Origin of the sequence: Orlajensenia leifsoniae, assembly GCF_004570845.1 — a bacterium.
Lineage (GTDB): Bacteria > Actinomycetota > Actinomycetes > Actinomycetales > Microbacteriaceae > Orlajensenia > Orlajensenia leifsoniae.
Genome location: NZ_SPQZ01000004.1, coordinates 267,974 through 293,926 on the forward strand (window position 1 = coordinate 267,974; position 25,953 = coordinate 293,926).

23 protein-coding genes are annotated in these 25,953 nt (G+C 69.2%); 10 read left to right on the forward strand and 13 right to left on the reverse strand.

Features of this window, described 5'->3' with window-relative positions; all coding sequences use genetic code 11:
• Positions 1-80: 80 nt before the first annotated feature.
• The 5 genes from E4M00_RS12220 to E4M00_RS12240 form a co-directional block, all read right to left on the reverse strand.
• Complete coding sequence (locus E4M00_RS12220; protein WP_135120788.1) at positions 81-980, reverse strand: hypothetical protein; 900 nt, start codon at positions 978-980, stop codon at positions 81-83.
• Positions 981-1,093: 113 nt separating this feature from the next.
• The gene (locus E4M00_RS12225) at positions 1,094-1,873 is read right to left on the reverse strand and encodes an EI24 domain-containing protein (protein WP_240037072.1); all 780 of its coding nucleotides are present in this window, start codon (positions 1,871-1,873) and stop codon (positions 1,094-1,096) included.
• Positions 1,874-1,937: 64 nt separating this feature from the next.
• Entirely contained in the window at positions 1,938-2,585 is a 648-nt protein-coding gene (locus E4M00_RS12230; protein ID WP_135120789.1) for a response regulator transcription factor, read from the reverse strand.
• A complete protein-coding gene (locus E4M00_RS12235; RefSeq protein ID WP_135120790.1) occupies positions 2,582-3,712 on the reverse strand; it encodes a sensor histidine kinase in 1,131 nt (376 codons plus the stop codon). The genes E4M00_RS12230 and E4M00_RS12235 overlap by 4 nt, the downstream gene beginning before the upstream one ends.
• A gap of 4 nt (positions 3,713-3,716) precedes the next feature.
• A complete protein-coding gene (locus E4M00_RS12240) occupies positions 3,717-4,430 on the reverse strand; it encodes a DUF2306 domain-containing protein (RefSeq protein ID WP_135120791.1) in 714 nt (237 codons plus the stop codon).
• A 229-nt stretch (positions 4,431-4,659) separates the two neighbouring features.
• On the opposite strand from E4M00_RS12240, the gene E4M00_RS17855 reads away from it, so the two are divergent.
• Both E4M00_RS17855 and E4M00_RS12245 read left to right on the forward strand, forming a co-directional pair.
• On the forward strand, positions 4,660-4,830 hold the full coding sequence (locus E4M00_RS17855; protein ID WP_167756883.1) for a hypothetical protein: 171 nt from the start codon (positions 4,660-4,662) through the stop codon (positions 4,828-4,830).
• Between the two features lie 10 nt (positions 4,831-4,840).
• A complete protein-coding gene (locus E4M00_RS12245) occupies positions 4,841-5,818 on the forward strand; it encodes a Dyp-type peroxidase (protein WP_135120792.1) in 978 nt (325 codons plus the stop codon).
• On the opposite strand, the gene E4M00_RS12250 is transcribed toward E4M00_RS12245, so the two are convergent.
• Positions 5,811-6,383, reverse strand: a complete 573-nt coding sequence (locus E4M00_RS12250; RefSeq protein WP_135120793.1) for a GNAT family N-acetyltransferase — start codon at positions 6,381-6,383, stop codon at positions 5,811-5,813. The genes E4M00_RS12245 and E4M00_RS12250 overlap by 8 nt on opposite strands.
• A 9-nt stretch (positions 6,384-6,392) precedes the next feature.
• Positions 6,393-6,986, reverse strand: a complete 594-nt coding sequence (locus E4M00_RS12255; protein ID WP_135120794.1) for a dihydrofolate reductase family protein — start codon at positions 6,984-6,986, stop codon at positions 6,393-6,395.
• Positions 6,987-7,140: 154 nt separating this feature from the next.
• Between E4M00_RS12255 and E4M00_RS12260 the strand changes: the two genes are divergently transcribed.
• Positions 7,141-7,935 (forward strand): SDR family NAD(P)-dependent oxidoreductase, encoded by a 795-nt coding sequence (locus E4M00_RS12260; protein WP_135120795.1) that lies wholly within the window; start codon positions 7,141-7,143, stop codon positions 7,933-7,935.
• A 196-nt stretch (positions 7,936-8,131) separates the two neighbouring features.
• Positions 8,132-12,328, forward strand: coding sequence for an Ig-like domain-containing protein (locus E4M00_RS12265; RefSeq protein WP_135120796.1), 4,197 nt, complete (start codon positions 8,132-8,134; stop codon positions 12,326-12,328).
• A 57-nt stretch (positions 12,329-12,385) separates the two neighbouring features.
• Here the strand turns inward: E4M00_RS12265 and E4M00_RS12270 are convergent, their stop codons facing one another.
• Positions 12,386-13,447, reverse strand: a complete 1,062-nt coding sequence (locus E4M00_RS12270; protein ID WP_240037075.1) for a LacI family DNA-binding transcriptional regulator — start codon at positions 13,445-13,447, stop codon at positions 12,386-12,388.
• An 87-nt stretch (positions 13,448-13,534) separates the two neighbouring features.
• Between E4M00_RS12270 and E4M00_RS12275 the strand changes: the two genes are divergently transcribed.
• From E4M00_RS12275 to E4M00_RS12290, 4 genes are all read left to right on the forward strand, one after another.
• Positions 13,535-14,455, forward strand: coding sequence for a carbohydrate ABC transporter permease (locus E4M00_RS12275; RefSeq protein ID WP_135120797.1), 921 nt, complete (start codon positions 13,535-13,537; stop codon positions 14,453-14,455).
• A complete protein-coding gene (locus E4M00_RS12280; RefSeq protein WP_135120798.1) occupies positions 14,452-15,336 on the forward strand; it encodes a carbohydrate ABC transporter permease in 885 nt (294 codons plus the stop codon). The genes E4M00_RS12275 and E4M00_RS12280 overlap by 4 nt, the downstream gene beginning before the upstream one ends.
• A gap of 93 nt (positions 15,337-15,429) precedes the next feature.
• Complete coding sequence (locus tag E4M00_RS12285; protein WP_056168630.1) at positions 15,430-16,779, forward strand: ABC transporter substrate-binding protein; 1,350 nt, start codon at positions 15,430-15,432, stop codon at positions 16,777-16,779.
• 87 nt (positions 16,780-16,866) lie between these two features.
• The gene (locus tag E4M00_RS12290; RefSeq protein WP_135120799.1) at positions 16,867-18,645 is read left to right on the forward strand and encodes a glycoside hydrolase family 35 protein; all 1,779 of its coding nucleotides are present in this window, start codon (positions 16,867-16,869) and stop codon (positions 18,643-18,645) included.
• Between the two features lie 15 nt (positions 18,646-18,660).
• Here E4M00_RS12290 and E4M00_RS12295 read toward each other — a convergent pair whose 3' ends face one another.
• Together E4M00_RS12295 and E4M00_RS12300 are read right to left on the reverse strand one after the other, a co-directional pair.
• The gene (locus E4M00_RS12295; protein WP_135120800.1) at positions 18,661-19,617 is read right to left on the reverse strand and encodes a hypothetical protein; all 957 of its coding nucleotides are present in this window, start codon (positions 19,615-19,617) and stop codon (positions 18,661-18,663) included.
• 43 nt (positions 19,618-19,660) lie between these two features.
• Positions 19,661-20,128 carry a winged helix-turn-helix transcriptional regulator gene (locus E4M00_RS12300; RefSeq protein ID WP_135120801.1) on the reverse strand — a complete coding sequence of 156 codons (468 nt, stop codon included), beginning with the start codon at positions 20,126-20,128 and terminating at the stop codon, positions 19,661-19,663.
• A 98-nt stretch (positions 20,129-20,226) separates the two neighbouring features.
• On the opposite strand from E4M00_RS12300, the gene E4M00_RS12305 reads away from it, so the two are divergent.
• Entirely contained in the window at positions 20,227-21,408 is a 1,182-nt protein-coding gene (locus tag E4M00_RS12305) for an MFS transporter (RefSeq protein WP_167756884.1), read from the forward strand.
• 91 nt (positions 21,409-21,499) lie between these two features.
• Here the strand turns inward: E4M00_RS12305 and E4M00_RS12310 are convergent, their stop codons facing one another.
• Complete coding sequence (locus E4M00_RS12310; protein WP_135120803.1) at positions 21,500-21,847, reverse strand: hypothetical protein; 348 nt, start codon at positions 21,845-21,847, stop codon at positions 21,500-21,502.
• A gap of 128 nt (positions 21,848-21,975) precedes the next feature.
• On the opposite strand from E4M00_RS12310, the gene E4M00_RS12315 reads away from it, so the two are divergent.
• Positions 21,976-23,505, forward strand: coding sequence for an ATP-dependent DNA ligase (locus E4M00_RS12315; protein ID WP_135120804.1), 1,530 nt, complete (start codon positions 21,976-21,978; stop codon positions 23,503-23,505).
• Between the two features lie 4 nt (positions 23,506-23,509).
• On the opposite strand, the gene E4M00_RS12320 is transcribed toward E4M00_RS12315, so the two are convergent.
• Positions 23,510-24,601 (reverse strand): DNA glycosylase AlkZ-like family protein, encoded by a 1,092-nt coding sequence (locus E4M00_RS12320; RefSeq protein ID WP_135120805.1) that lies wholly within the window; start codon positions 24,599-24,601, stop codon positions 23,510-23,512.
• Between the two features lie 32 nt (positions 24,602-24,633).
• Positions 24,634-25,908: an MFS transporter gene (locus E4M00_RS12325; RefSeq protein ID WP_135120806.1), complete on the reverse strand. Its 1,275-nt coding sequence runs from the start codon at positions 25,906-25,908 to the stop codon at positions 24,634-24,636.
• Positions 25,909-25,953 lie beyond the last annotated feature (45 nt).

Consider the following 25,953-nt stretch of genomic DNA (forward strand, 5'->3'; position numbering starts at 1 on the left):
GCCGGCCCGGCCGGATCGAGTTGCCACGAAGCGGGGGTGTTCCAGTCGGAGCACCCCCGCTTCGTGGCAACTGGACGCGCTCACACTCCCGAACCCACCTCGCCGTCGAGGTAACCCGATCCGTCGGGGCCGACCGACGTCACCTGGAACGAGAGAGTTCCGAGGCCCGGATCCGAGCCGTCCGCGAGGGCGGGGAGGCTGAGTCGAGCCTGGATCGCTGCGGCATCCTCACCGGGAACATGGGCGATGTAGAGCTTGGGCCATTCGGGACCCTCGAGAAGGATCTCCGAGCCCGGATACTCGAGAGCGAGCGCGATGAGCTCGTGCACGAGGAGCGTAGATGTGAGGCCCGGAACCTCCGTGACCCGCAGCGACGGCTGCTCGCTGAGCACCCTGTACGACCCACCGTCCTCGAAGAGGGGGAGCTGGCGCAGGGCGTCGTAGCCCGGGCCGATGTCGTCGAGGCTCGCGAACGATGCCGACGGCCATCCGTCGACCACGGTGAGCCCGGTCACGCCTTCGATGACGGATGCCGCGAGGAGACCGTCGACTGCGGTGCGTGCCGGCGGTGCTTCGGCATCCATGGGGGAGAGGACGAGCGACCAGAGCCGCGTCGGACTGTAGTCGTCGACGACGCTGGAGACCGACGCCGAGACGAGGGTGATGCGATCTCCCCATCCGACTTCCATCGCGATCTCGGGGATGCGCTCTGCGGCATCCAGCACGTCATCGCGGTCGGCGTCTGAGGCGACGATGACTGTTGTCGACCGTGGCTCATCGTCGGTCGTCGCATCATCGCCTGCGCCGCCGTCGAGGCCGCCCTCGACCTCAACGCCGGAGACCCCGGGCAGGGTGCGGATCTCGTCGACCAGACGGGCTTGGGCATCACCCTCGAGAGCAGATGCTCCAGCGCCTGCTGATGCTGCGCAGCTCGTCAGTGCGATGGGGGCGAGCACTCCGAAGAGGACAGCGACGACCACTGAAGCGATCCGTCCGAGGGGGCCTGGGCCAGAGGAGCGATGCACCACGCCAGCTTGGCACGAGAGACCGCTCAGGACGCCAACCACCATCGACTGGCCTATTCCGGGTGGATTCAGGAAGCCAGCGACGGTGGAAGCACCGCCTGCGCGGGCTGAGGGGCCGGCGCACCGTCGAGCGCCGCGCGCGCCAGCATCGTCGACCCCGCCACTGCCGCCGGCATGGTGAACACGGCCCCGAGCGGGATGAGGAACAGCAGCTGGGTCGCGACGCCGAAGCCGAGCATCCGGGCGCGGTGCGGGCGGAGCACGGCGCGGCGCTCGGCTGGAGTGAGACCGCGGGCCTCGAAGGCGCGCGAGGTGAGCTCGCGGGCGAGCAGGCGACCCGAGAGCACGACGCCGAGCACGGGCGCTGCCACGGCGCCGACGACGGGGATGAACCCGACGGCGAGGACGACGAGCGAGGAGACGACGCCGAGCGCGATGAGGGCGCTCGAGTCGCGTACGGCCTGCCAGACTCCGGCGCCGCGGTCGGGGATCTCGCCGCCGAGGTCGAGCTCGACCGCACGCCAGATGCGCTCGTAGAACGGGTCGCCGATCGCGAGTGTGAGGGCGGTGAAGGTGACGGCGGCCAGCAGCCCGGCGGCGCCGAGGGTGATCGCGCCGAGCGTGAGGCGCAGCGCCGCCGCCCACGACTCCGTCCACGAGTCGGCGAACGGGGTCGCCCACTCGATGAACGGCGCCAGGCTGAATCCGAGCGCCACGAGGGCGCCCACGATGAGCACGAAGACGATGAACGCCGGCACGAGGCCGAGCAGCATCACGCCCGGGTTGCGGCGCCAGACACCGAAACCGCGCAGCAACAGGGCAACGCCCGACAGGAATCCGCTCAGCACGCCGATCAGCCTAGGTGCAGCAGGCCGGGCGGGCCGTGGGCTTGACGCGGCCGCGATTCACGGGTCAGCGCCGACGGCGCTCGTGCTCCCAGATCGCGAGTTCGACGCGATTGCGCACGCCGAGCTTCAGCATGAGGCTCGCGATGTGCGTCTTGACCGTGCTGAGCGAGATGTGGAGCTCGCTGCCGATCTCCGTGTTGCCGAGTCCGCGAGCGACTGCCGCGAGCACGTCCTGTTCGCGGTCGGTGAGAGGGCTCGCCGGCTGAGCCGCCGCAGCCCGTGCCGCCGGGGCGAAGGCCTCGATGAGGCGCACCGTGACGTTCGGGTCGATGAGGGCGTCTCCGCGGGCGGCGGCATGCACGGCCTCGGCGAGGAGCGCGGCCCCGGCGTTCTTGAGGAGGAACCCGCGCGCGCCGGCCCGGAGCGCGGCGTAGACGTACTCGTCGAGATCGAAGGTCGTGATCACGACGACCGGGATCGGGTCGGGCACCCCCGGTCCGGCGAGCAGGGTGGTCGCTGCGATTCCGTCGAGAACCGGCATCCGGATGTCCATCAGACACACGTCGGGTCCGAGTTCGTGAGTAAGTGCCACGGCCTCTGCTCCGTCGGATGCCTCGGCGATCACCTCGATGCCGGGCTGCGCATCGAGGATCATGCGCAGCCCCGTGCGCACCAGCTCCTGGTCGTCGGCGATGAGAACGCGCACGCTCATGCCGACCAGCCTGACCGCGGGAGCACGGCGCTCACGGTCCAGCCGCCGCCCGCGACTGCGCCGGCCTGGCAGGATCCGCCGACCAGGGCTGCGCGCTCGGCCATCCCGGCCATCCCGTATCCCGGCACGGGCGAGCCGGTTGATTCGCCGTCGTCGTGGACGTCGAGTCGAACGCCGGCGGCATCGACCAGCACGCTCACCTCGACGCGCGTGGCTCCGACGGCGTGCCGCCGCGCGTTCGTCACCGCCTCCTGGGCGATGCGGAAGCCGGCGGCGCTGATCGCCGGCGGTACGGCGTCGACGGAGCCGGTGAGGGTCACGACGACATCCGGACCCTCGCCACCGAGCTGCGCCAGGCGTGGCAGGTCGCCCAACCCGGCGACGGGTGCGAGCTCGACCGCGTCGTCTCGGCGGAGGATGCGCACCATCGAGCGCATCTCGTCGAGGGTGCGGGATGCCTCGCTCTCGATCACCCGCAGAACCGCTGTCGCAGCCTCCGGATCACTCGCGGCGACGGCCATGCCGGCCTGCGCCTGGATCGCGATCGCCGACACGTGGTGCGCCACGGTGTCGTGCAGGTCGCGTGCGAGCTGCTCGCGCTCGAACGATCGCATCCGTTCCAGATCTCGGTCGCGTGCCGACGCGCGCAGGCGGAAGGCCACCCCGAGCGTGCTCGTCGTGACCACCACCGCGAGGGAACCGATGACGTCGGCGACCGTCGGAGGGCCGAACAGCAGGGGCGACAGGATGCCGATCGCGAGGATCACCGAGGCTGCGAGCGCAGCACGGCCGGTGCCCCAGCGCATCACGGCGTAGACGAGGATGAGGAAGTAGGCGGTCGTGAAGAGCTCGGGCTCGCCTCCCATCACCAGGCTCATCGCCGTTCCGGCCGCGAAGGCCGTCACCAGTATCCCGAGCGGATGGGTGCGACGCCACAGCAGCGTCGGAACGAGGACGACGAGCAGCGCAGCCCAGAGCCAGCGCCCCGGCACCTCGGGACGGAGGGCGGCCTCGACGAACGCGAGAGGCGGAAGCACTGCGACGAGAACCCAGTCGCGCCAGACGCGCCGCGGTGGGGCCGGGGACGCCGCCGGCGCCTCCCAGAGCGCGCGGATGGGGCTCGTCATGCCCTCAGGATAGAGGGGCCGCGGCGGCAGCGGATCGGCCGAAGGTACGGGTTCGCGGGAGGGACGTCCTCGCGCGGCGACGGATGACGATCTCGGCCACGATGAGATTGACGGCCCAGCCGGCGCCCATCAGCAGCGAGTACGTCAGCTGGTCCGGAGCGCCGAGCAGCAGGGTCCACGGCAGGAAGACGAACACCTGGGTGCCGGCTCCGAGGCCGATGGCATAGGCGCGGGTCATCCAGGCGCTGTGCGTGCGCACATCCCCGCGGCGGATGGCGAGGAACGCGGCGACGATCGCCGCGGCCATCGCGACGGCGAGCACCACGCGCATCACGAACAGGATCGGACCGTACGTGGCCGGCATCGAGTAGAAGAGCGTCATCCAGAGTGCGGACAGCGCCGAGAGCACTCCGGCTGGTGCGACGATGCGACCCGCTCGGCGATGCCAAGGGCGTCGTCGCAGCGAGGGTGCGAACTGCAGTGCTCCGAGCACGAGGAACACGCTCGAGCTCACGATGTGCACGATCACCGGAACCGGCGAGTCGAAGAAACGGGCGTTCTCGGCTGTCACGGCGGCCCCGGTGGCGAGTTGCGTGAGCCTCATCGAACCGGCCAGCATCGGGACGAGGCTGACGGCGATGAGACCGGCAGGGACGAGCCACTCCGGGCGTCGGCGCAGTCGTCGGCGGGTGGCCAGGGGGTCGATGGTGTCGGTCATGGCTCGATGCTCCCGCCGGGCGGTCGCCGTGCGCATCGGCCGGCTGGCCCGATCACCTCGTCCGATCGGCCGATGCCGCCGCGTTGGACGGTGCGGTTACGACCGCGTGAAATCCCCGACAGGGAGCGCCGTCGGCGTTCCCCGCACCACCGGAACCTGCTTGGATGAGCATGATGGTCGCGAGGGCGGCATCCGGCCGCGCGCAGACCCCTGGATGAAAGGCGACGCGATGGACGACTTGAGCGGATCGGCGACCGAACGGCTGCAGCAGTTGGCCCTGATCGACGCGAGCGACCTCGATGCCGCCTGGCTCGGCACCCAGCTCACGGCTGCGCTCTACGCCTGGCAGGGCACCGAGGACGAACTCCGCCTGCTCAGGGAAGGACGAGAAGACTACTGAGCCGAGCGACATGACCGACGCATCCGGCGACCGCGTTCCGATCGAGGCGCAGAGCGTGCTGGCTCCGCTCACCCGGTCGGCGATCTTCCTCGTCGTCACCATCCGAGAGGGGACTGCAGCGGCCGACATCGCGCGGGACGCGGTCACCGGCGTCTCGGACCTCGTGAAGAGCGTGGGCTTCCGCGACCTCGACGCCCGCCTCAGCTGCGTCGTCGGCATCGGCGCAGCGGCCTGGCCCCTGCTGACCTCGCAGCCGATGCCGGCCCAGCTGCGTCCGTTCACCCCGATCGGCGGCCCGGTGCACACCGCGGTCTCCACCCCCGGCGACCTGTTCTTCCACATCCGTGCCGATCGCTTCGATCTCTGCTTCGAGTTCGAGCGGCTGCTGCTGAGTGCCCTAGACGGAGCCGTCGACGTCGCCGACGAGGTGACGGGCTTCCGCTACTTCGACGCGCGCGACCTGCTCGGTTTCGTCGACGGCACGGCGAACCCGGTCGGCTCCGAGCTGGTCGGCGACGTGATCGTCGGGGATGAGGACGCGCCCTACCGCGGCGGCAGCTACGTCACCGTGCAGCGGTACGTGCACGACATGGCCGCCTGGCGAGCTCTCTCGTCCGAGCAGCAGGAGGCCATCATGGGCCGCACCAAGGCCGACAACGTCGAGCTCGACGACGCTCCGGCTGGCACCCAGTCCGCCCACAAGACCCTCGCGACCATCACCGATCCCGACGGCACCGAGCACGGCATCCTCCGCGACAACATGCCGTTCGGCCAGCCCGGAGCGGGCGAGTTCGGCACCTACTTCACGGGCTATGCCCGATCTCCGCAGACGATCGACCGGATGCTGCTGCGCATGTTCGTCGGCTTCCCGGCCGGCGCCTACGACCGCCTGCTCGACTTCTCGACTCCTCTCACCGGGTCGACGTACTTCGTGCCGAGCCTGCCGGTGCTCGAGGGCCTGGCCGTCGAGGCACCCGACCTCACCTGAGGTCGAGGCGCATGAGGATGCGCGGGAAGCCGTTCAACACGCTCGTGGTGTCTGCGGCCTTACGGAAGCCGGCCTTCAGGAAGAGGGCCCGGGTGCCGACGTACGCCATCGTGAGGTCGACCTTCTCGCCCTTGTTGTCGACGGGGTAGCCCTCGATGGCCGGGGCGCCGTTCTCACGCGCGAACGCGACGGCGCCCTCGAGCAGCGTGTGCGAGATGCCCTGCCCCCGGTGCCCTGGGCGTACCCGGATGCACCACACCGACCAGACGTCGAGGTCGTCGACATGCGGGATCCTGCGGTTGGTGGCGAAGCCCGTGTCCGCGCGGGGGTGCACGCCGGCCCACCCGACGACCTCGTCGCCGTCGTAGGCGATGACACCGGGCGGCGGGTCCTCACGGCAGAGCTCCTTCACGCGCTCACCGCGGGCCGTGCCCGAGAGCGCGAGATTCTCCTTCGAGGGGATGCGGTAGCTCAGGCACCAGCACACGTTCGCGTCGGGCCGCTTGGGGCCGACCATGGTCTGCACATCGGCGAACCGCGTGGCGGGTCGCACCTCGATCGCCACCGGACCGGCCTACATGTCCTCGAGTTCGACCTCGCCCGCGCGTTCGTAGACGAGGGAGACGCCGCCCTTCGGGAACGTGCGCGCCGGCTCGGCCAGACGGAAGGTCGTCGGGATGGTCCCGTCATCGAAGAGGCGCTTGCCCTGCCCGAGGGTGAGCGGATACAGGTAGAGGTGCAGGCGATCGAGCACGTCCTCGGCGAGCAGCGACCGGATGAGGGCGCCACTTCCGAACATGTGCACCTCGTCGTACTCGTCTCGAAGTCGACCGGCGGCTGCGGCATCCGGCAGCACGGTCGTGCCCTCCCAGGTGGGATCGGTCAGGGTGCTCGAGACCACGTACTTGGGGACGCGGTTCAGGACGCCGCCGATGTCGTCGCTCTGGTGCGGCCAGTACGCGGCGAAGATGTCGTACGTCTTCCGGCCGAGCAGCAGGGCATCGATGCGCTCGATCTCGGCGCCGATGGCTGCGCCGGCCTCGTCGTCGGAGACCGGAGCCTGCCAGCCGCCGAACGCGAAGCCGTCCGAGGTGTCCTCGTCGCGGCCGCCCGGACCCTGGTAGACCCCGTCGAGCGTGATGAACATGTTCGAGATGATTCTGCCCACGGATGCGTCCTTCCGTCGTCGCCGGAACCTCGTGCGCCGGCGCACCGTTCCATCCTCGAACAGGAGCGCCGCGGCTGTCCAGCCTCGGCCGTTGACGCCGGCGTCTCATCGGCGTACATTCAACCAAAAGGGTGAATGAGTGAAGGAGTCGAGCATGCTGCTGCAGGACAAGGTCGCTGTGATCCACGGCGGTGGGGGATCGGTCGGTGCCGCTGCGGCGCGGGTGTTCGCGCGGGAGGGTGCGCGGCTGTTCCTCGCGGGGCGCAGCCTGCGGCGTCTCGAGGCTGCGGCATCCTCGATCCGAGCCGACGGGGGTACGATCCAGATCGCCGTGGTGGACGCCATGGACCAGGATGCCGTCGACGGTCATGTCGATGCGGTCGCACGGGCGCACGGCGGCATCGACGTGGCGTTCAACGCCGTCGGCTTCGACCACGTGCAGGGTCTCGCCATCGGCGACACGTCCCTCGCCGACTACCTGCATCCGGTCACGGGCTACCTGCGGACCAACTTCATCACGGCGAAGGCGGCCGCGAGGCACATGACGCAGCAGGGGAGCGGCGTGATCCTCACGATCTCGACCCCCGGAGCGCGCCTGACCGGCCGCGGGCTGATCGGGAACGCCGCCCAGAGCGCCGGACTCGAGGGGTTCTCGAGGGCGCTGGCCGGAGAGCTCGGGCCGGCGGGAGTGCGCGTGGTGTGCGTGCGTCCGAATGCTCTGCAGGATGCCGTCGACACATCGTACACGGGGGAGATGTTCGGCCGCATCGCCGCGCTCACCGGCACGCCCCGCGCGGACTGGCTGGCCGGATTGGCGGGGAACACCCTGCTCGACAGGCTGCCGCTGCTGGACGAGGTCGCCGAGTACCTGGCGTTCGCCGCCTCGGATCGCGCCCGGTCCATGACCGGCGTCGTGGCCAACCTGACGGCCGGGATGATCGTCGACTGACGGGTGCCTCGGCTCCATCGACCGGATGCCGCCTGCCGTGACCTTTTCTCGATCCGTCCTTGTCTCGGTCGACACGGCTTGCCTATACTCGGCCACAACGCGCAAATGTTTACGTCAACATAGACATGGCTACGTCAACACGTGCGCATCGAGTACGACACCGGACCTCAGAGCAGAGATCAAGGACACGATGACAATGAAGTCGATACGCACCGGCTGGGCCGTAGCACTGACCACTGCGGCCGTGCTGGCCACGAGCGTCACCGCCGCAGCGGTGGGAGGGACACCATCGGTGGCGGCGAGCATCCCCGTCACCATCACTCCGAATCCGGCGTCGCCGAGTGCGGCGTTCGAGGGATGGGGCACGAGCCTCGTCTGGTTCGCGAACGCCACCGGCGGGTACCCCGACTCGGTGCGCCAGGAGCTGTTCGACAAGGTGTTCGGCGAGGACGGACTCAACCTCAACATCGCCCGCTACAACATCGGCGGCGGCAACGCGACAGACGTTCCCTCGTACCTCCGTCCGGGCGGCGCCGTCGATGGCTGGTGGAACCCCGACCTCGATGCGTCCGACGCGCAGGGCCCGATCACGTCGACGTACGCCGATCGGGCGCGGTATGCCGCGGCGTGGGACGGCGAGGACGCATCCGACTACGACTTCACAGCAGATGCCACCCAGCTGTGGTGGGTGAACGCCCTGAAGGACAAGGTCACCAAGTGGGAGGCGTTCAGCAACTCGCCGCCCTACTTCCTCACCCAGAGCGGCTTCGCCTCCGGCGGTATCGGCAACGGCAACACGGAACAGCTGGCCCCCGCGAACATGGACAAGTTCGCCACCTACCTCACGACGGTCGTCGAGCACATCGAGAGCACCTACGGCATCGACTTCGACACCCTCGACCCGTTCAACGAGCCGAACACCAACTACTGGTCGACGACCCTCGGATCGAACGGCTGGCCGACGTCGGCCAGCCGCCAGGAGGGTGCGCACATCGGCCCGGCAGCCCAGGACCAGATGATCAAGGCGCTCGCCGCGAAGCTCGCAGCGGCAGGCACCTCGACCGACGTGAAGATCTCGGCCATGGACGAGACCAACCCGTCCATCTTCGCGACCAACTGGAACGCCTGGAGCCAGCAGTCGAAGGACCTCGTGTCGCAGCTCAACGTGCACACCTACGGCACCTCCGACCGCCTCGTCGCGCGTGACATCGCCAAGGCCTCCGACAAGCCGCTCTGGATGAGCGAGGTCGAGGGCGACTGGGACGGCACCGGCTTCAACCAGACCAACATCGAGAACGGCATCGGCGTCGCCACCCGCATGATCGACGACATGCGCGAGCTCGAGCCGAGCGCCTGGGTGTTCTGGCAGCCGGTCGAGGACCTCTACAACATGCAGAAGGTCGAGAAGCTGAACTGGGGAAGCGTCTTCGTCGACTTCGACTGCAACGCCCAGGGTCAGTCGCTGCGCCGCATCGCCGACGGCAGCGCGGACACGTCGTGCAAGGTGCTCACCAACTCCAAGTACAACACCGTGCGCAACTTCACCCACTACATCCGTCCCGGTGACAGCTTCATCCCCACGAACAGCACGCAGACGACGGCGGCGCTGACCGCCGACGGCGCGGGCCTGAACCTCGTGCACGTCAACTCCGACGCCAGCGCCCGCGACATCACGCTCGACCTGTCGGGATTCGAGACGATCGCAGCCGGCGCCACGGTGACGCCCGTCGTCACCACGGCCTCGCCCGCGAACGACGTGGAGAAGAACGCCTTGGTCACCGGAACGCCGGTGGCCATCGATGCGGCGAGCAAGACGGCGCACATCACGGTTCCGGCCAAGTCCGTCACCACACTCGTCGTGACCGGAGCGTCGGGCGTCGCCGAGACGGCGAACCGCGTCGAAGACGGTCACGGCTACCAGCTCATCGGAACGCAGAGCGGCAAGGCCCTCACCGCCCCGGCGCAGACCGGTGCCGGTGGCGCGACGATCACGACGACGGCGACCACGGCGCAGCAGGCGGCCACGCAGCTCTGGACGGCGAAGGTCGTCTCGGGCGCCGGCACCAATCGCGAACACGTCGTGCTGAGCAACGGGGCCGGGCGGGTGCTCGGGTCCACCGCATCCGGAACCGTGCTCGTCACCGCAACGCCGGAACAGGCGGCAGCGGACAAGGCGCTGCAATGGATCCCGAGCACGACGAACGGCACCACCTTCGGGCTGGTCAGCGCGGCGTACGCGCGCGCCCTCGACGTGAACGGGCAGGCGACAGCGGATGGAACCGTCGTCGGCACCTGGCCGTCGAACAACGGGTCCAACCAGCTGTGGTCGCTCAAGGACACGCAGATCGTGTCGGTGAACCCGACGACGGCGAGCACGATCGCCGGTGTCGCGCCAACCCTGCCGTCGACCGTCACCGTCACCTACCGCGGCGGCGTGCAGCGCAGCGCGGCCGTGACCTGGGACGTCGGCGACGCCGACTGGTCGAAGCCGGGCTCGGTGACCCTGAGCGGAAGCGGAACCGACCTGTTCGGTGCCGCATTCGATTCGGCCGAGGTCGTCGTCGACATCGGCGGGTTCGCATCGACCGACCCCGTGTCGGTAACCACCTACGCCGGGGCATCCGCTGCCTCCGTCCGCGCTGCCGCGCCGACCTCCGTGCCGGCGCAGATCGGCGCCAGCGACAACCGCTACGCCGCGGCAGTCACCTGGGACTGGTCGGGACTGACGGATGCCGCCCTGGCGGCACCCGGGATGCTGACGGTTCCCGGATCCGCGGCGTCGAACGACGCGTCGGCCCCGGCCCTGCCCGCGACGCTGTCCGTCATCGTCACGGCACCCGGGGAGAAGAACATCGCTCCAGCCAGCGCGGCCACCGCCACCTTCACCGAGAGCGCCTCCTACAGCGTCGATCGCACCAAGAACGGCGTGACCAACGACAAGGGCTGGTCGAACTGGAGGAGCGCGAACAAGAACGCCCAGGACACCCTGACGTACAACCTCGCCGGGGCCTCGACCGTCAACCACGTGACCGTGCGGTTCTACAAGGACGGCACGACGAGCTGGGCGAAGACCATGCGGGTGGAGTACCAGGCGCCCGGATCGAGCGCTTGGATTTCGGCCGGAACCGTCGATGTGCCGATCCCGGCGGATGGCACCGCGCCCGTCGTCGACGTGTCCCTCGGGGGCGTGCAGGCGAAGCAGGTGAGGGTGGTCATGGATGCCTACGCCAACACGCACATGATCGTGTCGGAGGTGGAGATCTACGCCCGCACCGCCTCGGCGGCCGGGGTCACCGACCTGGCGCGTCTCAGCGTCGACGGTGCGGCGCTGCCGGGGTTCAGTGGCAGCACGACCGAGTACTCCCTCGGGGTCGAGGGTGACCGCTGGCCGCGCGTGAGTGGAGTGGCCGTCGACTCCAACGCCACGATCGCCATCACCCAGGCCGATCAGAACGCCGGGACCGCGACTCTCGTGGTGACGGCTCCCGACGGACAGAGTCGCACGTACTCCGTCGTGGTGACGCGGTCGGTGGCGGTGACGGCTCCGCACATCGAGGGCGACGCGCTGCTCGGCGAGACCCTGACCGCCGTCGGTGCGACGGCGGATCCGGCCGGTGCGACGCTGGCCTACAGCTGGAACCGCAACGGAAGCGCGATCGGCGGTGCGACCGGCGCCGACTACCGGGTCGGCGAGGCGGACATCGACGCGGCGATCACCGTCACCGTGACGGCATCCGCCCCCGGATTCGAGGACGGCGTCGCCGTCTCGGAACCTGTCGTGCCTGCCGAGGTGCCCGCGGGCGACGGATCGACGGCCAAGCCGGCCGTGGGCGTGCTCGCGTCCGACAACGGCTGGGACACGGGACTCCTCGATGGCAGTTACCGCATCACCATGAACCTGTGGTGGGGCACCAACGCCACGCTGTTCAAGCTCTACGAGAACGGCTCGCTGATCAAGACCGTGCGCCTGAGCTCGGCCACGCCGGCCGCTCAGCAGGCTGTCGTCGATGTGGCGGATCGGAAGAACGGCACCTACGTCTACACGGGAGCCCTCGTGAACGGTTCCGGTACGACGAAGACCCAGTCGGTCGCGGTCGTGGTGAAGGACGCCAACCCGAGCACCCCGGTGCTCAGCCACGACAATCACGACAGGGATGGGACGTACACGCTGACCGCCAACCTGTGGTGGGGCACGAATGCGACGTCGTACACGTTCTACGAGAACGGCACGGCGATCGGATCGGGTGACCTGAAGGCCGGGACACCGGCCGCACAGAAGGCGACCCTGGCGGTCACGGGCAAGGCGAAGGGGACGTACAGCTACACGGTGGCCTTCACGAACGCGGCGGGCACGACCACGAGCCTGCCGGTCTCGGTGACCGTCAGCAAGTAGCTCGGGCTGGTGGGAGGGACGGCGACCGATCGGGTCGTCGTCCCTCCTTCTCGGTCCTCAGCGGCGCGTCGTGCGCGGGGCGCCGACCGGGCCGGTGCTGGCGCGCACGACGAGCTCCGTCGGCACCCGCACGGTGAGCTCCTCGGGGAGGTCGCCGTCGATCTCGTCGAGGAGCTGGCTCACGCTCAACCGGCCGACCTCGTCGAAGTGCTGGTGCACCGTGGTGAGTGGCGGCCAGAAGCTTCCGGCCTCCTCCATGTCGTCGAAGCCCACGACGCTCACGTCCTCCGGCACCGCGACCCCGCGCTCGTGCAGGGCGCGGATCACGCCGAGGGCCATCTGGTCGTTGGCGGCGAAGATGGCGGTCACATCCGGATCGTCGGCGAGCTCGAGGCCGGCCCTGTAGCCGGCATCCGTCGACCAGTCGCCGACGATCACCTCGGGAACGGATGCTCCCCGCGAGCGCAGGGTCTCGGCCCACGAGTCCCGACGCCGACCGGCGGAGAAGGAGCCCAGCGGTCCGGAGATGTGCTGGACGGTGCGGTGCCCCAGGTCGAGCAGGTGCTCCGTGGCGATGCGGGCGCCCTGCGCCTGATCGGTGTCGACCACCGGATACGGATAGCGGGCGCTGGAGTCGACCACGACGACGGGCAGGCCGGGTGGCAGGGTGATGTCGGCGTCGTCGAGCAGATGCGCCTCGATGATGATGATGATCCCGTCGACGGCCTGCTCGCTCAGGCGGCCGAACGCCACGGAGACCTCGCCCTGGGTCAGGTGCTGCACGGGGAGGAGGGTGATCGAGTAGCCGGCGGATGCCGCGGTGACGGCGATCGCGTCGAGGGTGCGCATGTTGCCGTACGACGACAGGGTGAACATGATGACGCCGATGGTGCGGAAGCGCCCCGAGCGCAGGGCGCGGGCGGCGCTGTTGGGCCTGTAGCCGAGCTTCCGCATGGCCTCGAGCACGCGGCGCCTGGTCTCCTCGTCGACGTTCGGGCGTCCGGTGGACACCCGCGAGACGGTCTGGCCGGACACCCCGGCCTCGCGTGCGACATCCGCCATCGACGGACCGCGGCGGCGGGACGCGTCGACCGCGCCGGTTTCATCGGTGGCCGTCATCGGTCTCCTTTGTCATGGTTACGTCAACATGCTACTGTTCCAACACCACATGTTGACGTAAACATAGGTTCTCCACGAAAGAGTGAAATGACGACGTTGTCACGACAGCAGGGACTGCCGATCCCCAAGCCGAGCCGGAAGGCGCGGCGCGATTGGCGCGGTTGGGCCTTCGTGGGTCCGTTCATGGCCGTGTTCCTTCTCGTGTTCATCGCCCCGGTGATCTACGCGGTCTACCTCAGCCTGTTCCGCGAGCAGCTCGTGGGCGGTAATGCCTTCGTGGGCTTCGAGAACTACCTCCTCGTGCTCTCGGACGGCAAGTTCTGGGAGGCGTTCCTCCGGGTGCTGCTCTTCCTCGTCATCCAGGTGCCGATCATGCTGGTGCTCGCGCTGGCCGCCGCGATGGCCATCGACAGCGCGCGCCTGCACGCCACCGGGTTCTTCCGCATCGTGATCTTCCTGCCCTACGCCGTTCCGGCCGTGGTGGCGGTGCTGATGTGGGGCTTCATCTACGGCGGCAACTTCGGCCTCGCCGCCAACATCAACGACTTCCTCGGCTCCGAGGTCATCACCCCGTTCACCCGGGAATGGATCCTGCCGGCCATCGGCAACATCGTGACGTGGGAGTTCGTGGGCTACAACATGCTCATCTTCTACGCCGCCCTCCGCACCATCCCCACCGAGCTCTACGAGGCGGCCGAACTCGACGGTGCCGGACCGTTCCGCGTGATCACCGGCATCAAGATCCCCGCCCTCCGCGGCGCGATCGTGATCGCCGCCATCTTCTCCATCATCGGAAGCTTCCAGCTCTTCAACGAGCCGAACATCCTCAAGCCATTGGCGCCGAACATCATCACGAGCTACTTCACCCCGAACATGTACGCGTACAACCTCTCCTTCGCCGGTCAGCAGTTCAACTACTCGGCCACGGTGGCGATCGTCATGGGCGTGATCACCGCGGTGATCGCCTACGTCGTGCAACTCCGCGGCTCGCGGAAGGAAGACCGATGAGCGCCCCCGCCTACGTGCGCAGTCGCGACAACTCGCGTCCGCGGTCGCGCAAGTCCATCGCGCTCACCCTCCTGATGCTCCTGTTCGTGGTCTACACGCTCGTTCCCCTGCTGTGGCTCGTGATCAACGCGACCAAGACCCAGCCCGAGCTGTTCTCCAGTTTCGGACTCTGGTTCGGCAGCGACTTCGCCCTCTTCGACAACATCGCCCAGACCCTGACGTACAACAACGGCATCTTCGTGCGCTGGTTCGGGAACACCCTGCTCTACGTCGTCGTCGGCGCCGGCGGAGCGACGCTCCTCGCCACCGTCGCCGGCTACGGCCTCGCGAAGTTCCGCTTCCCGGGTCGGCGTGCCGTGTTCGCCGTGGTGCTCGGTGCCATCGCGATCCCCGGAACCGCACTCGCAGTGCCGACGTTCCTCATGTTCAGCCAGCTGGGCCTCACCAACACCCCGTGGGCGATCATCATCCCGTCGCTCATCAGCCCCTTCGGCCTGTACCTGATCTGGGTCTACGCGGCGGAGTCGATTCCGACGGAACTGCTCGAGGCTGCTCGCATCGACGGCGCCGGAGAGTTCCGCACCTTCTTCACCATCTCCATCCGGCTGCTCGCGCCGGGAATCGTCACCGTGCTGCTGTTCGCCGTGGTAGCGACCTGGAACAACTACTTCCTCCCGCTGATCATGCTGAGCGACCCGGCCTGGTTCCCCCTCACGGTCGGCCTGAACCAGTGGAACGCGCAGGCGACCGGAGTCGCGGCGCAGCCGATCTACAACCTGGTGATCACGGGCTCGCTGCTCACGATCCTCCCCATCGTCGCCGCCTTCCTCGTCCTGCAGCGTTTCTGGCAGTCGGGGTTGAGCGCCGGAAGCGTCAAGTGAGTGTTCGAGAGGCACGCGCTTGCGAGAAACAGCACCACTCTCACCCGGGGCGTCCTGCGCCGGAACCGTTTACAAGGAAGTGAAAGGAACATCATGACCATCAAGCGCAGCAGCTCCGGCATCCGTCGGAGCGCAGCAGCGATCGTCGCCGTCGCCGCCATCAGTGCCGCCCTCGTCGGCTGCTCGGCCGACGCCGGTTCGTCCGGAGGCTCCGGCTCGGCATCCGACCTCGACGCAGCCCTCGAGAAGGGCGGCACCATCACGTACTGGAGCTGGACCCCCTCGGCCGAGGCCCAGGTCGCGGCGTTCGAGAAGGCCTACCCCAAGGTCGACGTGAAGCTCGTCAACGCCGGAACCAACACCGACGAGTACACGAAGCTCCAGAACGCGATCAAGGCCGGCTCCGGTGCCCCCGACGTCGCACAGATCGAGTACTACGCCATCCCGCAGTTCTCGCTGTCCGAGTCGCTCGTCGACCTCTCGCAGTACGGGTTCGGCGACCTGAAGGACGACTACTCGGCGTCCACCTGGGGATCCGTGACCTCGGGCGACAAGGTCTTCGGCCTGCCGCAGGACTCCGGCCCCATGTCGATGTTCTACAACAAGACCGTCTTCGACCAGTACGGCATCGAGGTGCCGACCACGTGGGACGAGTACGTCGCTGCCGCTGAGAAGCTGCACGCGGCCGACCCGACGAAGTACATCACCTCCGACACCGGTGACTCCGGCTTCGCCACGAGCATGATCTGGCAGGCCGGCGGCCAGCCGTTCCAGGCCGACGGCACGAACGTGACCATCGACCTCGCCGACGCGGGCAGCAAGAAGTGGGCCGACAACTGGAACCGTCTCATCGACGGCGGACTGCTCTCCGACATCCCCGGCTGGAGCGACGAGTGGTACAAGGGCCTCGGCGACGGCACCATCGCCACGCTCATCACCGGCGCGTGGATGCCCGGCGTTCTCGAGGGCAGTGTTCCCGACGCCTCGGGTGACTGGCGAGTCGCTCCGATCCCGACCTACGACGGCACCCCCGTCTCGGCCGAGAACGGCGGCGGTGGACAGGCCGTGATCAAGCAGTCGAAGAACCCGGCCCTCGCCGCAGCGTTCCTCAAGTGGCTGAACAACGACCCGGAGTCGATCAAGGTCTTCCTCGAGAAGGGCGGCTTCCCGGCCACCACGGCCGACCTCGAGTCGGACGAGTTCCTCGCCCAGGCCCCCGAGTACTTCGGCGGCCAGAAGATCAACGAGGTGCTCACCGCAGCAGCCAAGGACGTCCCGAGCGGCTGGCAGTACCTGCCGTTCCAGGTGTACGCGAACAGCATCTTCGGTGACACCGTCGGGCAGTCCTACGCCAACAAGGGCAACCTGAACGACGGCCTCGCCGAGTGGCAGAAGCAGCTCGTCGACTACGGCAACGGCCAGGGCTTCACCGTCAACAAGTAGTTCCTGGAGAACGGATGCGGGTCCGGCGGACGACCGCCGGATCCGCATCCGTTCCCCATCTCCACCCCCACCGACTGAGGGCCTTCCATGTCTGAATTCACCATCGGCGAGACCGACTTCCTCCTCGACGGGCGCGCGCACCAGGTCATCTCCGGTGCCATGCACTACTTCCGCGTCCACCCCGAGCAGTGGGCCGACCGCATCCGCAAGGCGCGCCTCATGGGTCTCAACACCATCGAGACCTACGTCGCCTGGAACGCGCACTCGCCTCGACGCGGGGAGTTCTCGACTGAGGGCGGGCTCGACCTGGCGCGGTTCCTCGAACTCGTGGCAGCAGAGGGGATGCACGCGATCGTGCGCCCCGGGCCCTACATCTGCGCCGAGTGGGACAACGGCGGGCTGCCGGCGTGGCTGCTGCGCGACCCCGAGGTGCGCCCGCGCAGTTCGGAGCCGCGCTACCTCGAGGCCGTGACCGAGTACCTGCAGCAGGTCTACGCGATCGTCGCGCCTCTGCAGATCGACCGCGGCGGACCCGTCGTACTCGTGCAGATCGAGAACGAGTACGGCGCTTACGGCTCCGACAAGGACTACCTGGCTCACCTCGTGCAGGTCACGCGCGACGCCGGAATCACCGTGCCGCTCACCACCATCGACCAGCCGACCCCCGAGATGCTCTCCGACGGGAGCCTGCCGGGCCTGCACCTCACGGCCTCGTTCGGGTCGCGCACTGCGGAACGCTTCGCGACCCTGCGCGAGCACCAGCCGACGGGGCCCCTCATGTGCGCCGAGTTCTGGAACGGCTGGTTCGACAGCTGGGGCACGCACCACCACACCAACACGGTGGAGCAGACCGCAGCCGATCTCGACGCGATCCTCTCGGTCGGCGGATCGGTCAACTTCTACATGTTCCACGGCGGCACGAACTTCGGCCTCACCAGCGGCGCCAACGACAAGGGCATGTACCAGCCGATCGTCACCAGTTACGACTACGACGCCCCGCTCGACGAGGCCGGGCATCCGACCGCCAAGTACTTCGCCTTCCGCGACGTCATCGCGAAGTACGCTCCGGTTCCCGCGGAGGTTCCGGATGCCGCGGCCGACGCCCCGGCGTTCGAGGTGCCGCTGCAGAGGGTCGCTGCGCTGTTCGATGTCGTCGCGGCATCCGGCTCACCGCTCGGAACGACGAGTGCCCACGGCGACCTGCCGACCTTCGACGACCTTCAGCACGACAGTGGGCTGGCGTTGTTCACCACGACTCTGCCTGACGGCGCCGCCGGCGCCGGAATCCTCGGTTTCGAGGAGGTGCGCGACCGCGCCTGGGTGTTCCTCGACGGCTCGCCCGTCGGCGTGCTCGCCCGGGACTCGCACGAGAACGCCATCGCCCTGCCGCGCACCGGTGGCCAGCTGAGCATCCTCGTCGAGGACCAGGGCCGGGTGAACTACGGCCAACGCATCGGCGAGCCCAAGGGGCTCATCGGCGGGGCTCGGCTCGACGGTGCGCCGGTGCTCGACTGGTCCGTGACGGCGATCGAGCTGGATGCCGTGCCCGGAGTGGCTGCTGATGCGAGCGGCGCTGCGCCCGGAACCGACGCAGCCGGGCCCGTGATCGCGCGGGGTGAGTTCACGCTCGACGCCGAGACCGACGGCCTCTTCCTCGACACCGCCGGCTGGGGCAAGGGTCTCGTGTGGGTGAACGGCTTCCTGCTCGGGCGCTACTGGCGCCGCGGTCCGCAGCGCACGCTCTTCGTGCCCGGGCCCGTGGTGCACTCCGGCGTCAACGAGATCGTCGTGCTCGAACTCGAGGTGCTCGCCGAAGCGCGGGCGGCCTTCCTCGCCGGGCCCGAACTCGGGCACACGGAGGTCTAGACGCGTCAGCGCGCGCTACCCGAGCTCGCCGTCCCACCAGCGCAGCACCCGGAGGGCGCGCAGGGTGTTCCAGCGGCTCGGCTCGTCTTCAGGCGCGTCGAGCGCGAAGAACACCTCGCCGGGCCACGGCTGCCCGGCGAGCCAGCGGCCGTCGTCCTGGCGCTGGCCGACGAGCTTGTCGATGGCGTCTTCGACTCGCGGGTCGGCCACCTGGCCGGTGCTGCGGAAGTAGTCGAGCGCCCGCAGGATGTCGTAGAACCAGTACGGCGGGAACGAGAGGTTGCCGTAGCGCGGAAGCACGACCTCGCCGGTCGAGAGACGGCGGAACAGGTTGTGCTCCAGCAGGTACTCCTCGCCGCGGTGGCGGGCCGTCGTCACCGCCGTCAGCACGACGCGGTCGGCATCCGTCTCCTCCGAGGTGTTCACCTGGCTGGCGGCCCGCTCGTACTCGGCGAGTCCCTCCAGCACGCAGAGCGTGGTGTCGAAGGAGGCCTTCGACGACTCCGTCTCGCAGTTCCAGCCGCCGTCCTCCAGTTGCTCCGACAGCAGTCGCGCGATGATGCGGTCGCTGCCCTCGCCCAGCGCACCGAAGTAGGCGGCCGAGGCGAGCACGCCACCGTTGATGCACGGTTCCACCTCGCCCGAGAAGTAGGGCAGGTCGTCCCAGTAGTGCCAGACGACGTTGTCGTGCACGAGCTTCACGGCCGAGGCGACGGATGCGGCATCCGGATCGATGCCGAAGCGACGAAGGGACTGCAGAGTCCAATGCACGCTCTTGCGATCCTCGCCGTACTCGTCGCCGCCCCAGTAGCCCTTCTCGTCCTGCAGGGCGAGGAGCGCGGCACCCCAGCCCTCAGTCGTCACCCGGGCGCGTTCGGCCTCCGCGGCCTCTGGGGGTTCATCGGTGAGATCTCGCAGAACCTGCCAGCGGATCGCGGGATCGGAGTCGAGCAGCCAGTCTGTGACGTCCATGGCTCGACCGTAGGCCCGCGCACCGACAGGGACAAGGGGCTTGTCAGGCGACGGATGCCGCTCCCGGTCCGCGCACCACGGTCACATCGGCGGCATCGTGCTCGACTCCGTCGGCGTCGAGGAAGGCCAGACGCACCGGTGACCCGGAGGCCCGGTCGGTGTAGACGGCGGCCGAGCCGAAGCCCGTCGGGCGGAATTCGTCGCCCCAGGCGTTCATCGCCGCGAGCACCGGGAGCAGGGCGGTGCCGGCATCGGTGAGCACGTACTCCTCGCGCTCACGCTCGCCGTCAGCACGGTAGGGGCGACGTTCGAGGATGCCGGCATCGACGAGCCGGCCGAGGCGATCGGTGAGCACGTCGGGGGCGACGCCCAGCCGTGCACGGAACTCGGCGAAGCGGGTGCGACCCCAGAAGGCCTCGCGCACGATGAGCATCGACCACTTCTGGCCGAGCACCTCGAGGCTGCGCGCGATGGAACAGCGCTCACCGCTGGGGGTCGGCGTACTCGTCATGCGTCGATCATAGCAACTGACTATGAGAAACGTAGTCAGCATGCTAACTTGGTGAAACCAATTCAGGTGGAGCTCGTGTGAGCCCGAAAGGCGGACCCGTGACCCTGTCACAGCGTGGAAGTTTCTGGACTGCGGCATCCGTCGCCGGTCTGGCCCTCTGGGCGAGTGGAGCGCCGACCGTCGTCTACCCGCTCTACGCGCAGGAATGGGGACTGCCGCCGGCCGTCAGCACGGCGATCTTCGCCGTGTACCCGATCGTGCTGGTGCCCGTGCTCATCGTCTTCGGCAACCTGTCCGACGTGATCGGGCGGCGGGCCGTCATCCTCATGGGCCTGGGTGCCCTCGGTGCCGGGTCGATCGTCTTCGGGCTCGCCCCCGACCTCACCTGGGTCTTCGTCGGCCGCGCGCTCATGGGCATCGGCGTCGGGCTCTCGTTGAGCCCGGCCACCGCCGCGATGGTGGAATTCGGCGGGCCGGACGGCGCTCGCCGGGCGAGCTCGGCGACGACGGCCTCCACGGCGACGGGCCTCGCGCTCGCCACCCTCGTCGGGGGAGCGCTGGTGCAGTACGCGCCGGCGCCGCTGCACCTGAGCTTCTGGGTGCTCACGGCCGTCATCGTCGTTGTCGGCGTCGCCGCGTTCCTGCTGCCGCGACACGTGCGTGACGGCAGCGAACGCTGGCAGCCTCGCCTGCCCCGGATGCCGCTCGGCGAGCGCCCCGCCTTTCTCGCCGGAGCGCTCGGGATCTCGGCGGCGTACGCGATGGGCGCCATCTTCCTCGCGCTCGGGGCGCAGATCGCCCGCGACCTCGTGCGCAGCGACAACGCCTTCATCGACGGAGCGATCATCTCACTGTCGGCCGTGGCCATCGGCGTGGTCGCCGTGCTGGCGCGTCCGATGCGTCCGCGCCTGGCCGTCACCCTCGGCCCCGTCCTCGCCACGGCCGGACTCGGGCTGCTCATCGTGGCCGGCCTCGCGCACTCTCTTCCCGCCTTCATCGTCGCCTCGCTCGTGGCCGGCGCCGGCTACAGCCTGATGTTCTCGGGCGGACTCGGCCTCGTGACGGCCAGCGCTCCGGCTCACCACCGGGCCGGCGTCATCTCAGCGGCCTACGTGATCGGCTACCTCGTGCAGGCCGTCGCCGCCCTCGGCCTCGGCGTGCTCGCCACCGCGGTCGGCCTGCAGCTCGCGCTCGAGATCGGGGCCCCGGTCATCCTGCTGATCGGTGTCGCCTCGCTCGTGGTGGCGAATGCGCCTCGACGGATACCGCTGACCGCCTAGCGGCATCCGCGACTCGCCCCGTTCGCCGCATTCGGTCGCTTCCAGCCTGAGTAGCGACGGAAAGAGGCGAACCGCGGCGCGAAGCAGCGGGCTAGCGCGGCGTGATCTCGTCGACGAAGGCGTGCGCCTCGTCGCAGACGGCACGCCATCGATCGGCACCATCCGTGAGCGGCACGGTGGCCCACTCCTTCGCCGGGCCACCGTGCATCACCATGTTGTCGAAGCCGAGCGCCTCGATGCGCTCGGCCGGCAGCTTCGCGACTAGGCTGCCATCGGTCGAGACGAAGGCGAACAGCTTGCCGCGCACCGAGTAGCCCTCGGAGCCGAACATGCGACCGACGGCGACGTCGGGCTGCTTCTGCAACTCGGCCGTCACCGTGTCGAGGAGTTCGCGGCCGGCCAGTCGCTCGGGCCGGGGTCCTGCCGGTTTCTCGGTCATGCCTCGACGGTAGGACCGGGTGCCGCCGCTGGGCAAGGGGTGTCGGCACGTGGTGGCGGCACGTGGTGCCGGCGCGTGCCCGTGTCAATGCCCCAGCCGATGTCGGCGGGCGGTGTCAGACTGAGCCGGTGCTGCTCCACGAGCTTGTGACGACGACGGATGCCGTGACTGCGACGCGCTCGCGCCTCGCCAAGGTCGAGGCCCTGGCCGAACTGCTGCGCCGCCTCGAGCCCGACGAGATAGCCCCGGCTGTCGGCTTCCTGGTGGGCAAGCCCCGCCAGGGTCGCGTCGGCGTCGGCTGGCGCGGCATGGAGGCGGCCATGGGATCGCCCGCCGAGCAGGCGTCGCTCTCGGTCGCCGATCTCGATGCCGTGCTCGATCAGCTCCTCGCGATGGCCGGAGGCGGCACGGGCTCCTCTGCCGCCCGCGCCGAGGTGCTCCGTTCCCTGACGGCCCGGGCGACGGCGACCGAACAGGATCTCATCGGTCGGGTGCTCCTCGGCGAGGTGCGCACCGGCGCCCTCGAGGGCGTACTCACCGATGCCGTGGCCCGGGCCTCCGACCGGCCGATCGCGAGCGTGCGCCGGGCCGCGATGCTCTCGGGCGACCTCGGCGAGACCACGCGACTGGCGCTCACGGGCACGGCCGAGGAGCTCGACTCGGTCGGCCTCGTCGTGGGGCGGCCCGTCCTCCCCATGCTCGCCGGAACCGCCGCCAGCGCCGCGGCAGCGCTCGAGGCCACCGGGGAGGCATCCGTCGAGTTCAAACTCGATGGTGCCCGAATCCAGGTGCACCGCTCGGGCGACGACATCCGTGTCTTCACCCGTAACCTCGCCGACATCACGCACCGCCTGCCCGAGGTGGTCGACGTCGTGCGCCGCATGCCCGTCCACGACGTCATCCTCGACGGCGAGACCCTCGCTCTCGACGAGGACGGAGCGCCGCGACCGTTCCAGGAGACCATGTCGACGTTCGGCGCCGACGCCGCCCGCACGACGGTGCTGCATCCCTGGTTCTTCGACGTGCTCCATCTCGACGGGCGCGACCTGCTCGACGAACCGCTGGCGATCCGCATCGCCGAACTCGAGCGCATCGCGCCGGCCAACCGCATCCAGGGCGAGGTCACGAGCGATCCCGAGGTTGCCGAGAGGGTGTCGCGTGACGCCCTGGCCGCCGGGCACGAGGGCGTCGTCGTGAAGGCGATCGGGTCGACGTACGCCGCAGGCCGGCGCGGGTCGAGCTGGATCAAGGTGAAGCCCGTGCACACTTACGACCTCGTCGTTCTGGCGTGCGAGTGGGGCTCGGGGCGGCGCACCGGACTGCTGTCGAACCTGCATCTCGGAGCGCTGGATCCCACCGGTGAGTTCGGGGAGCCCGGCGGTTACGTGATGGTCGGCAAGACCTTCAAGGGGCTGACCGATGCGTTGCTGCGCTGGCAGACCGAGCGCTTCCAGGAGATCGAGGTGCGCCGCACGGCCGGTACGGTCTGGGTCGAGCCGATCACCGTCGTCGAGATCGCGATCGACGGCGTGCAGCGCTCGAGCCGGTACCCCGGCGGCATCGCGTTGCGGTTCGCCCGCGTCAAGAGCTATCGAGACGACAAGCCGGCGACGGATGCCGACACCATCCAGACGCTGCGGGCGATGCTGCGCGAGTAGGCGCTCAGGTGCGCAGCTCGAGCCCCAGCCACGAGGCGAGGCTCGCGATCTCGGCGTCGACGGCTGCCCGCATCCGTGTCGTGAACGGCGCGTCCTGGTGCACGGCGTTGACGGTGAGGACTCCGGCCTTGCGGTCGGCCTTCGCGTCGAGCTTTCCCACGAGCCTGTCGTCGTGCAGGATCGGCAGCGCGAAGAATCCCCAGCGCCTCGCATCGGCGGGCTTGTACATCTCGAGGGTGTACTCGTACTCGAACAGCTCGAGCGTGCGCTGGCGGTTGTGCACGAGCCTGTCGAACGGCGAGAGCAGGGCGGTGCGGCCGGCGAACGGCTCACTCAGCCGGGCGAGCTGGCCGGGGTCGACGCGCCACTCGCCCGGCACTCCGTCGATGACCGCGGGTTCGCCGGCGGCGCCCACATCGCCGGGCTCCATCGGGAATGCCGTCGTCTTCGCGCGAGCGACTCCCAGGGAGGCGAGACGGCGTTCGTTGCGGATGCGGATCGCCTCGTCGGCCGGGATCGTCTCGTCGCCGGGCGGGTAGACGCGCTCGGCGAGGTCGAAGATGCGCTCGCGCCCGCGGCGGGCGGAGATGGCGACCTCGCCACGGGACACCAGGAACTCGAGCATCTGCGTGACGTTGCGATCGTTCTTCCACCCCGACGACGGCCACGGAACCACCGAGGTGTCTTGTATTTCCCGAGAGGTCAGAGGGCCGGCCGCGCGCAGCCGGTCGATCACGTCGCGCTGGAACTGCGCGTTCTGCTCGAACCACAGCCGGCTGCGCTCGTAGCTCGGATACGACGCCATGCCCGCCCGGAACAACGGCAGGTCTTCGACCGGCCGGATGAGCACCTCGAACTCGACGAGGGTGCGAACCTGCTCGAGCGCCCGCGTCAGGTGCTCTGGCCGATACGCGTTGCCGAGGCGACTCCACGCGACGAGGTCGGCGTTCGGGGCGACGGCCGCCGTCGGGTCGATCTGCAGCAGCGTGAGGTGGCGCACGAGTGCGAGCAGCTCGGTCGGGCGATCGGCGTCGAGCAGCTGCGCCCGCACGGCGATGCGGCGCGCGTCGGTGCGGCTGAGGCGGTGCGGCTCCATGGGTCAACGGTAGGCCGTGGCTGCGGCATCCGTCAGCCCTCGCGGATGCTCGTGATGCCCGCAGTCCCGTTAGGGCTGATCCGCTCCGCGATGGCGAGCTCCCCGGGATCCCCGATGTGGGGCAGCGGGGAGAGAGCGACCCACACCACAGTGAGCAAGGCCGCCGCAGCGCCGATGGCGATCCCAGCGCGGGTGCCGAGCAGCTCGCCGACGATCCCGCCCGCCGCTGCGCCGAGCGCGATTGTTCCGTAGGTGATCCAGCGCATGCTCGCATTCACCCGCCCGAGGATGCGGTCGGGGGTGCGGAGCTGGCGGATGGTCACCAGGATGACGCTCGACATCGCGGTGCCTGCCCCGTTGATGGCGAAGATGCCTCCGAGCGCGAGGATGATCAGGCCTGATCCCCATGACACATCCACGACCGGGAGGAGCAGAAGCACCAGTGACTCGACGGCGGCGCACCACATCAGTGGGCGCCCCGCTCCGAATCGGCGTACGGCGCCCCCCGCCGCGAGGGCGGCCAGCAGTGCCCCAACGGCGCCCATCGAAAGCACCAGCCCGATCTGCACCGGATCCAGATGCAGCACCTTCACTGCGTGCAGCGCGAACAGCACCATGATCCACTGCTCGACCGGGTTGTACAGAGCCGAGAAGCCGAGGTTGGCGACGAGGTAGCGATCGCGGAAGACATGCCGCAAACCCTCGCGCAGTTCGGTGGCGAAGCCGGCCTTGTCACCGGCCGGCTTCGCCTCGACGACGCGGATGCGCCCGATCGCGAGCGCCGACACGACGTACATCGTTCCGTGCGCGAGCACCGCGAACGGCGCGGACAGCAGGTGCACGAGCACCCCACCGAAACCGGGTCCGCCGATCTGCGCCGCCGACACGGTCGCCTGCAACCGGGCGTTCGCCGTGGCGAGCCCGTCGACCGGAACGACGCCGGGAAGCGTCGACTGATAGGAGACCTCGAACAGCACCGTGAAGCATCCGACCAGCAGGACGGCGATGGCGAGCAGGGGCAACGACAGGACGCCCAGCAGGGCGGCGGCTACCACGCCGAATGTGAGCGCCGCCCGCGACCAATCGGCGGTCACGATGAGTCGCCGTCGTCGGCTGCGGTCGACAAGCACGCCCAAGGGCAGCGCGAGGAGAAGGAACGGAAGCCAACGCGCCACCCCCAGAAGACCGAGCTCGGCGGCCGATGCGTCGAGTACGAGCACTGCCAGCAGCGGGATGGCGAGCTCGCTGATCTGCTCGCCGAGGACGGATGCGGCCTGCGACGTCCAGAGCCACCTGAAGTCTCGCATCCACGCGCGGTCTCTAATGCCTGTCTGCCTGAACACCCATTCACG

Bases quoted from the DNA above. Each gene is read 5' to 3' on its own strand.
- E4M00_RS12230 (WP_135120789.1), bottom strand. From the start codon at position 2,585: ATGAGCGTGCGCGTTCTCATCGCCGACGACCAGGAGCTGGTGCGCACG.
- E4M00_RS12235 (WP_135120790.1), bottom strand. From the start codon at position 3,712: ATGACGAGCCCCATCCGCGCGCTCTGGGAGGCGCCGGCGGCGTCCCCG.
- E4M00_RS12240 (WP_135120791.1), bottom strand. From the start codon at position 4,430: ATGACCGACACCATCGACCCCCTGGCCACCCGCCGACGACTGCGCCGA.
- E4M00_RS17855 (WP_167756883.1), top strand. From the start codon at position 4,660: ATGGACGACTTGAGCGGATCGGCGACCGAACGGCTGCAGCAGTTGGCC.
- E4M00_RS12245 (WP_135120792.1), top strand. From the start codon at position 4,841: ATGACCGACGCATCCGGCGACCGCGTTCCGATCGAGGCGCAGAGCGTG.
- E4M00_RS12260 (WP_135120795.1), top strand. From the start codon at position 7,141: ATGCTGCTGCAGGACAAGGTCGCTGTGATCCACGGCGGTGGGGGATCG.
- E4M00_RS12265 (WP_135120796.1), top strand. From the start codon at position 8,132: ATGAAGTCGATACGCACCGGCTGGGCCGTAGCACTGACCACTGCGGCC.
- E4M00_RS12270 (WP_240037075.1), bottom strand. From the start codon at position 13,447: ATGACGGCCACCGATGAAACCGGCGCGGTCGACGCGTCCCGCCGCCGC.
- E4M00_RS12275 (WP_135120797.1), top strand. From the start codon at position 13,535: ATGACGACGTTGTCACGACAGCAGGGACTGCCGATCCCCAAGCCGAGC.
- E4M00_RS12280 (WP_135120798.1), top strand. From the start codon at position 14,452: ATGAGCGCCCCCGCCTACGTGCGCAGTCGCGACAACTCGCGTCCGCGG.
- E4M00_RS12285 (WP_056168630.1), top strand. From the start codon at position 15,430: ATGACCATCAAGCGCAGCAGCTCCGGCATCCGTCGGAGCGCAGCAGCG.
- E4M00_RS12290 (WP_135120799.1), top strand. From the start codon at position 16,867: ATGTCTGAATTCACCATCGGCGAGACCGACTTCCTCCTCGACGGGCGC.
- E4M00_RS12295 (WP_135120800.1), bottom strand. From the start codon at position 19,617: ATGGACGTCACAGACTGGCTGCTCGACTCCGATCCCGCGATCCGCTGG.
- E4M00_RS12300 (WP_135120801.1), bottom strand. From the start codon at position 20,128: ATGACGAGTACGCCGACCCCCAGCGGTGAGCGCTGTTCCATCGCGCGC.
- E4M00_RS12310 (WP_135120803.1), bottom strand. From the start codon at position 21,847: ATGACCGAGAAACCGGCAGGACCCCGGCCCGAGCGACTGGCCGGCCGC.
- E4M00_RS12320 (WP_135120805.1), bottom strand. From the start codon at position 24,601: ATGGAGCCGCACCGCCTCAGCCGCACCGACGCGCGCCGCATCGCCGTG.
- E4M00_RS12325 (WP_135120806.1), bottom strand. From the start codon at position 25,908: ATGCGAGACTTCAGGTGGCTCTGGACGTCGCAGGCCGCATCCGTCCTC.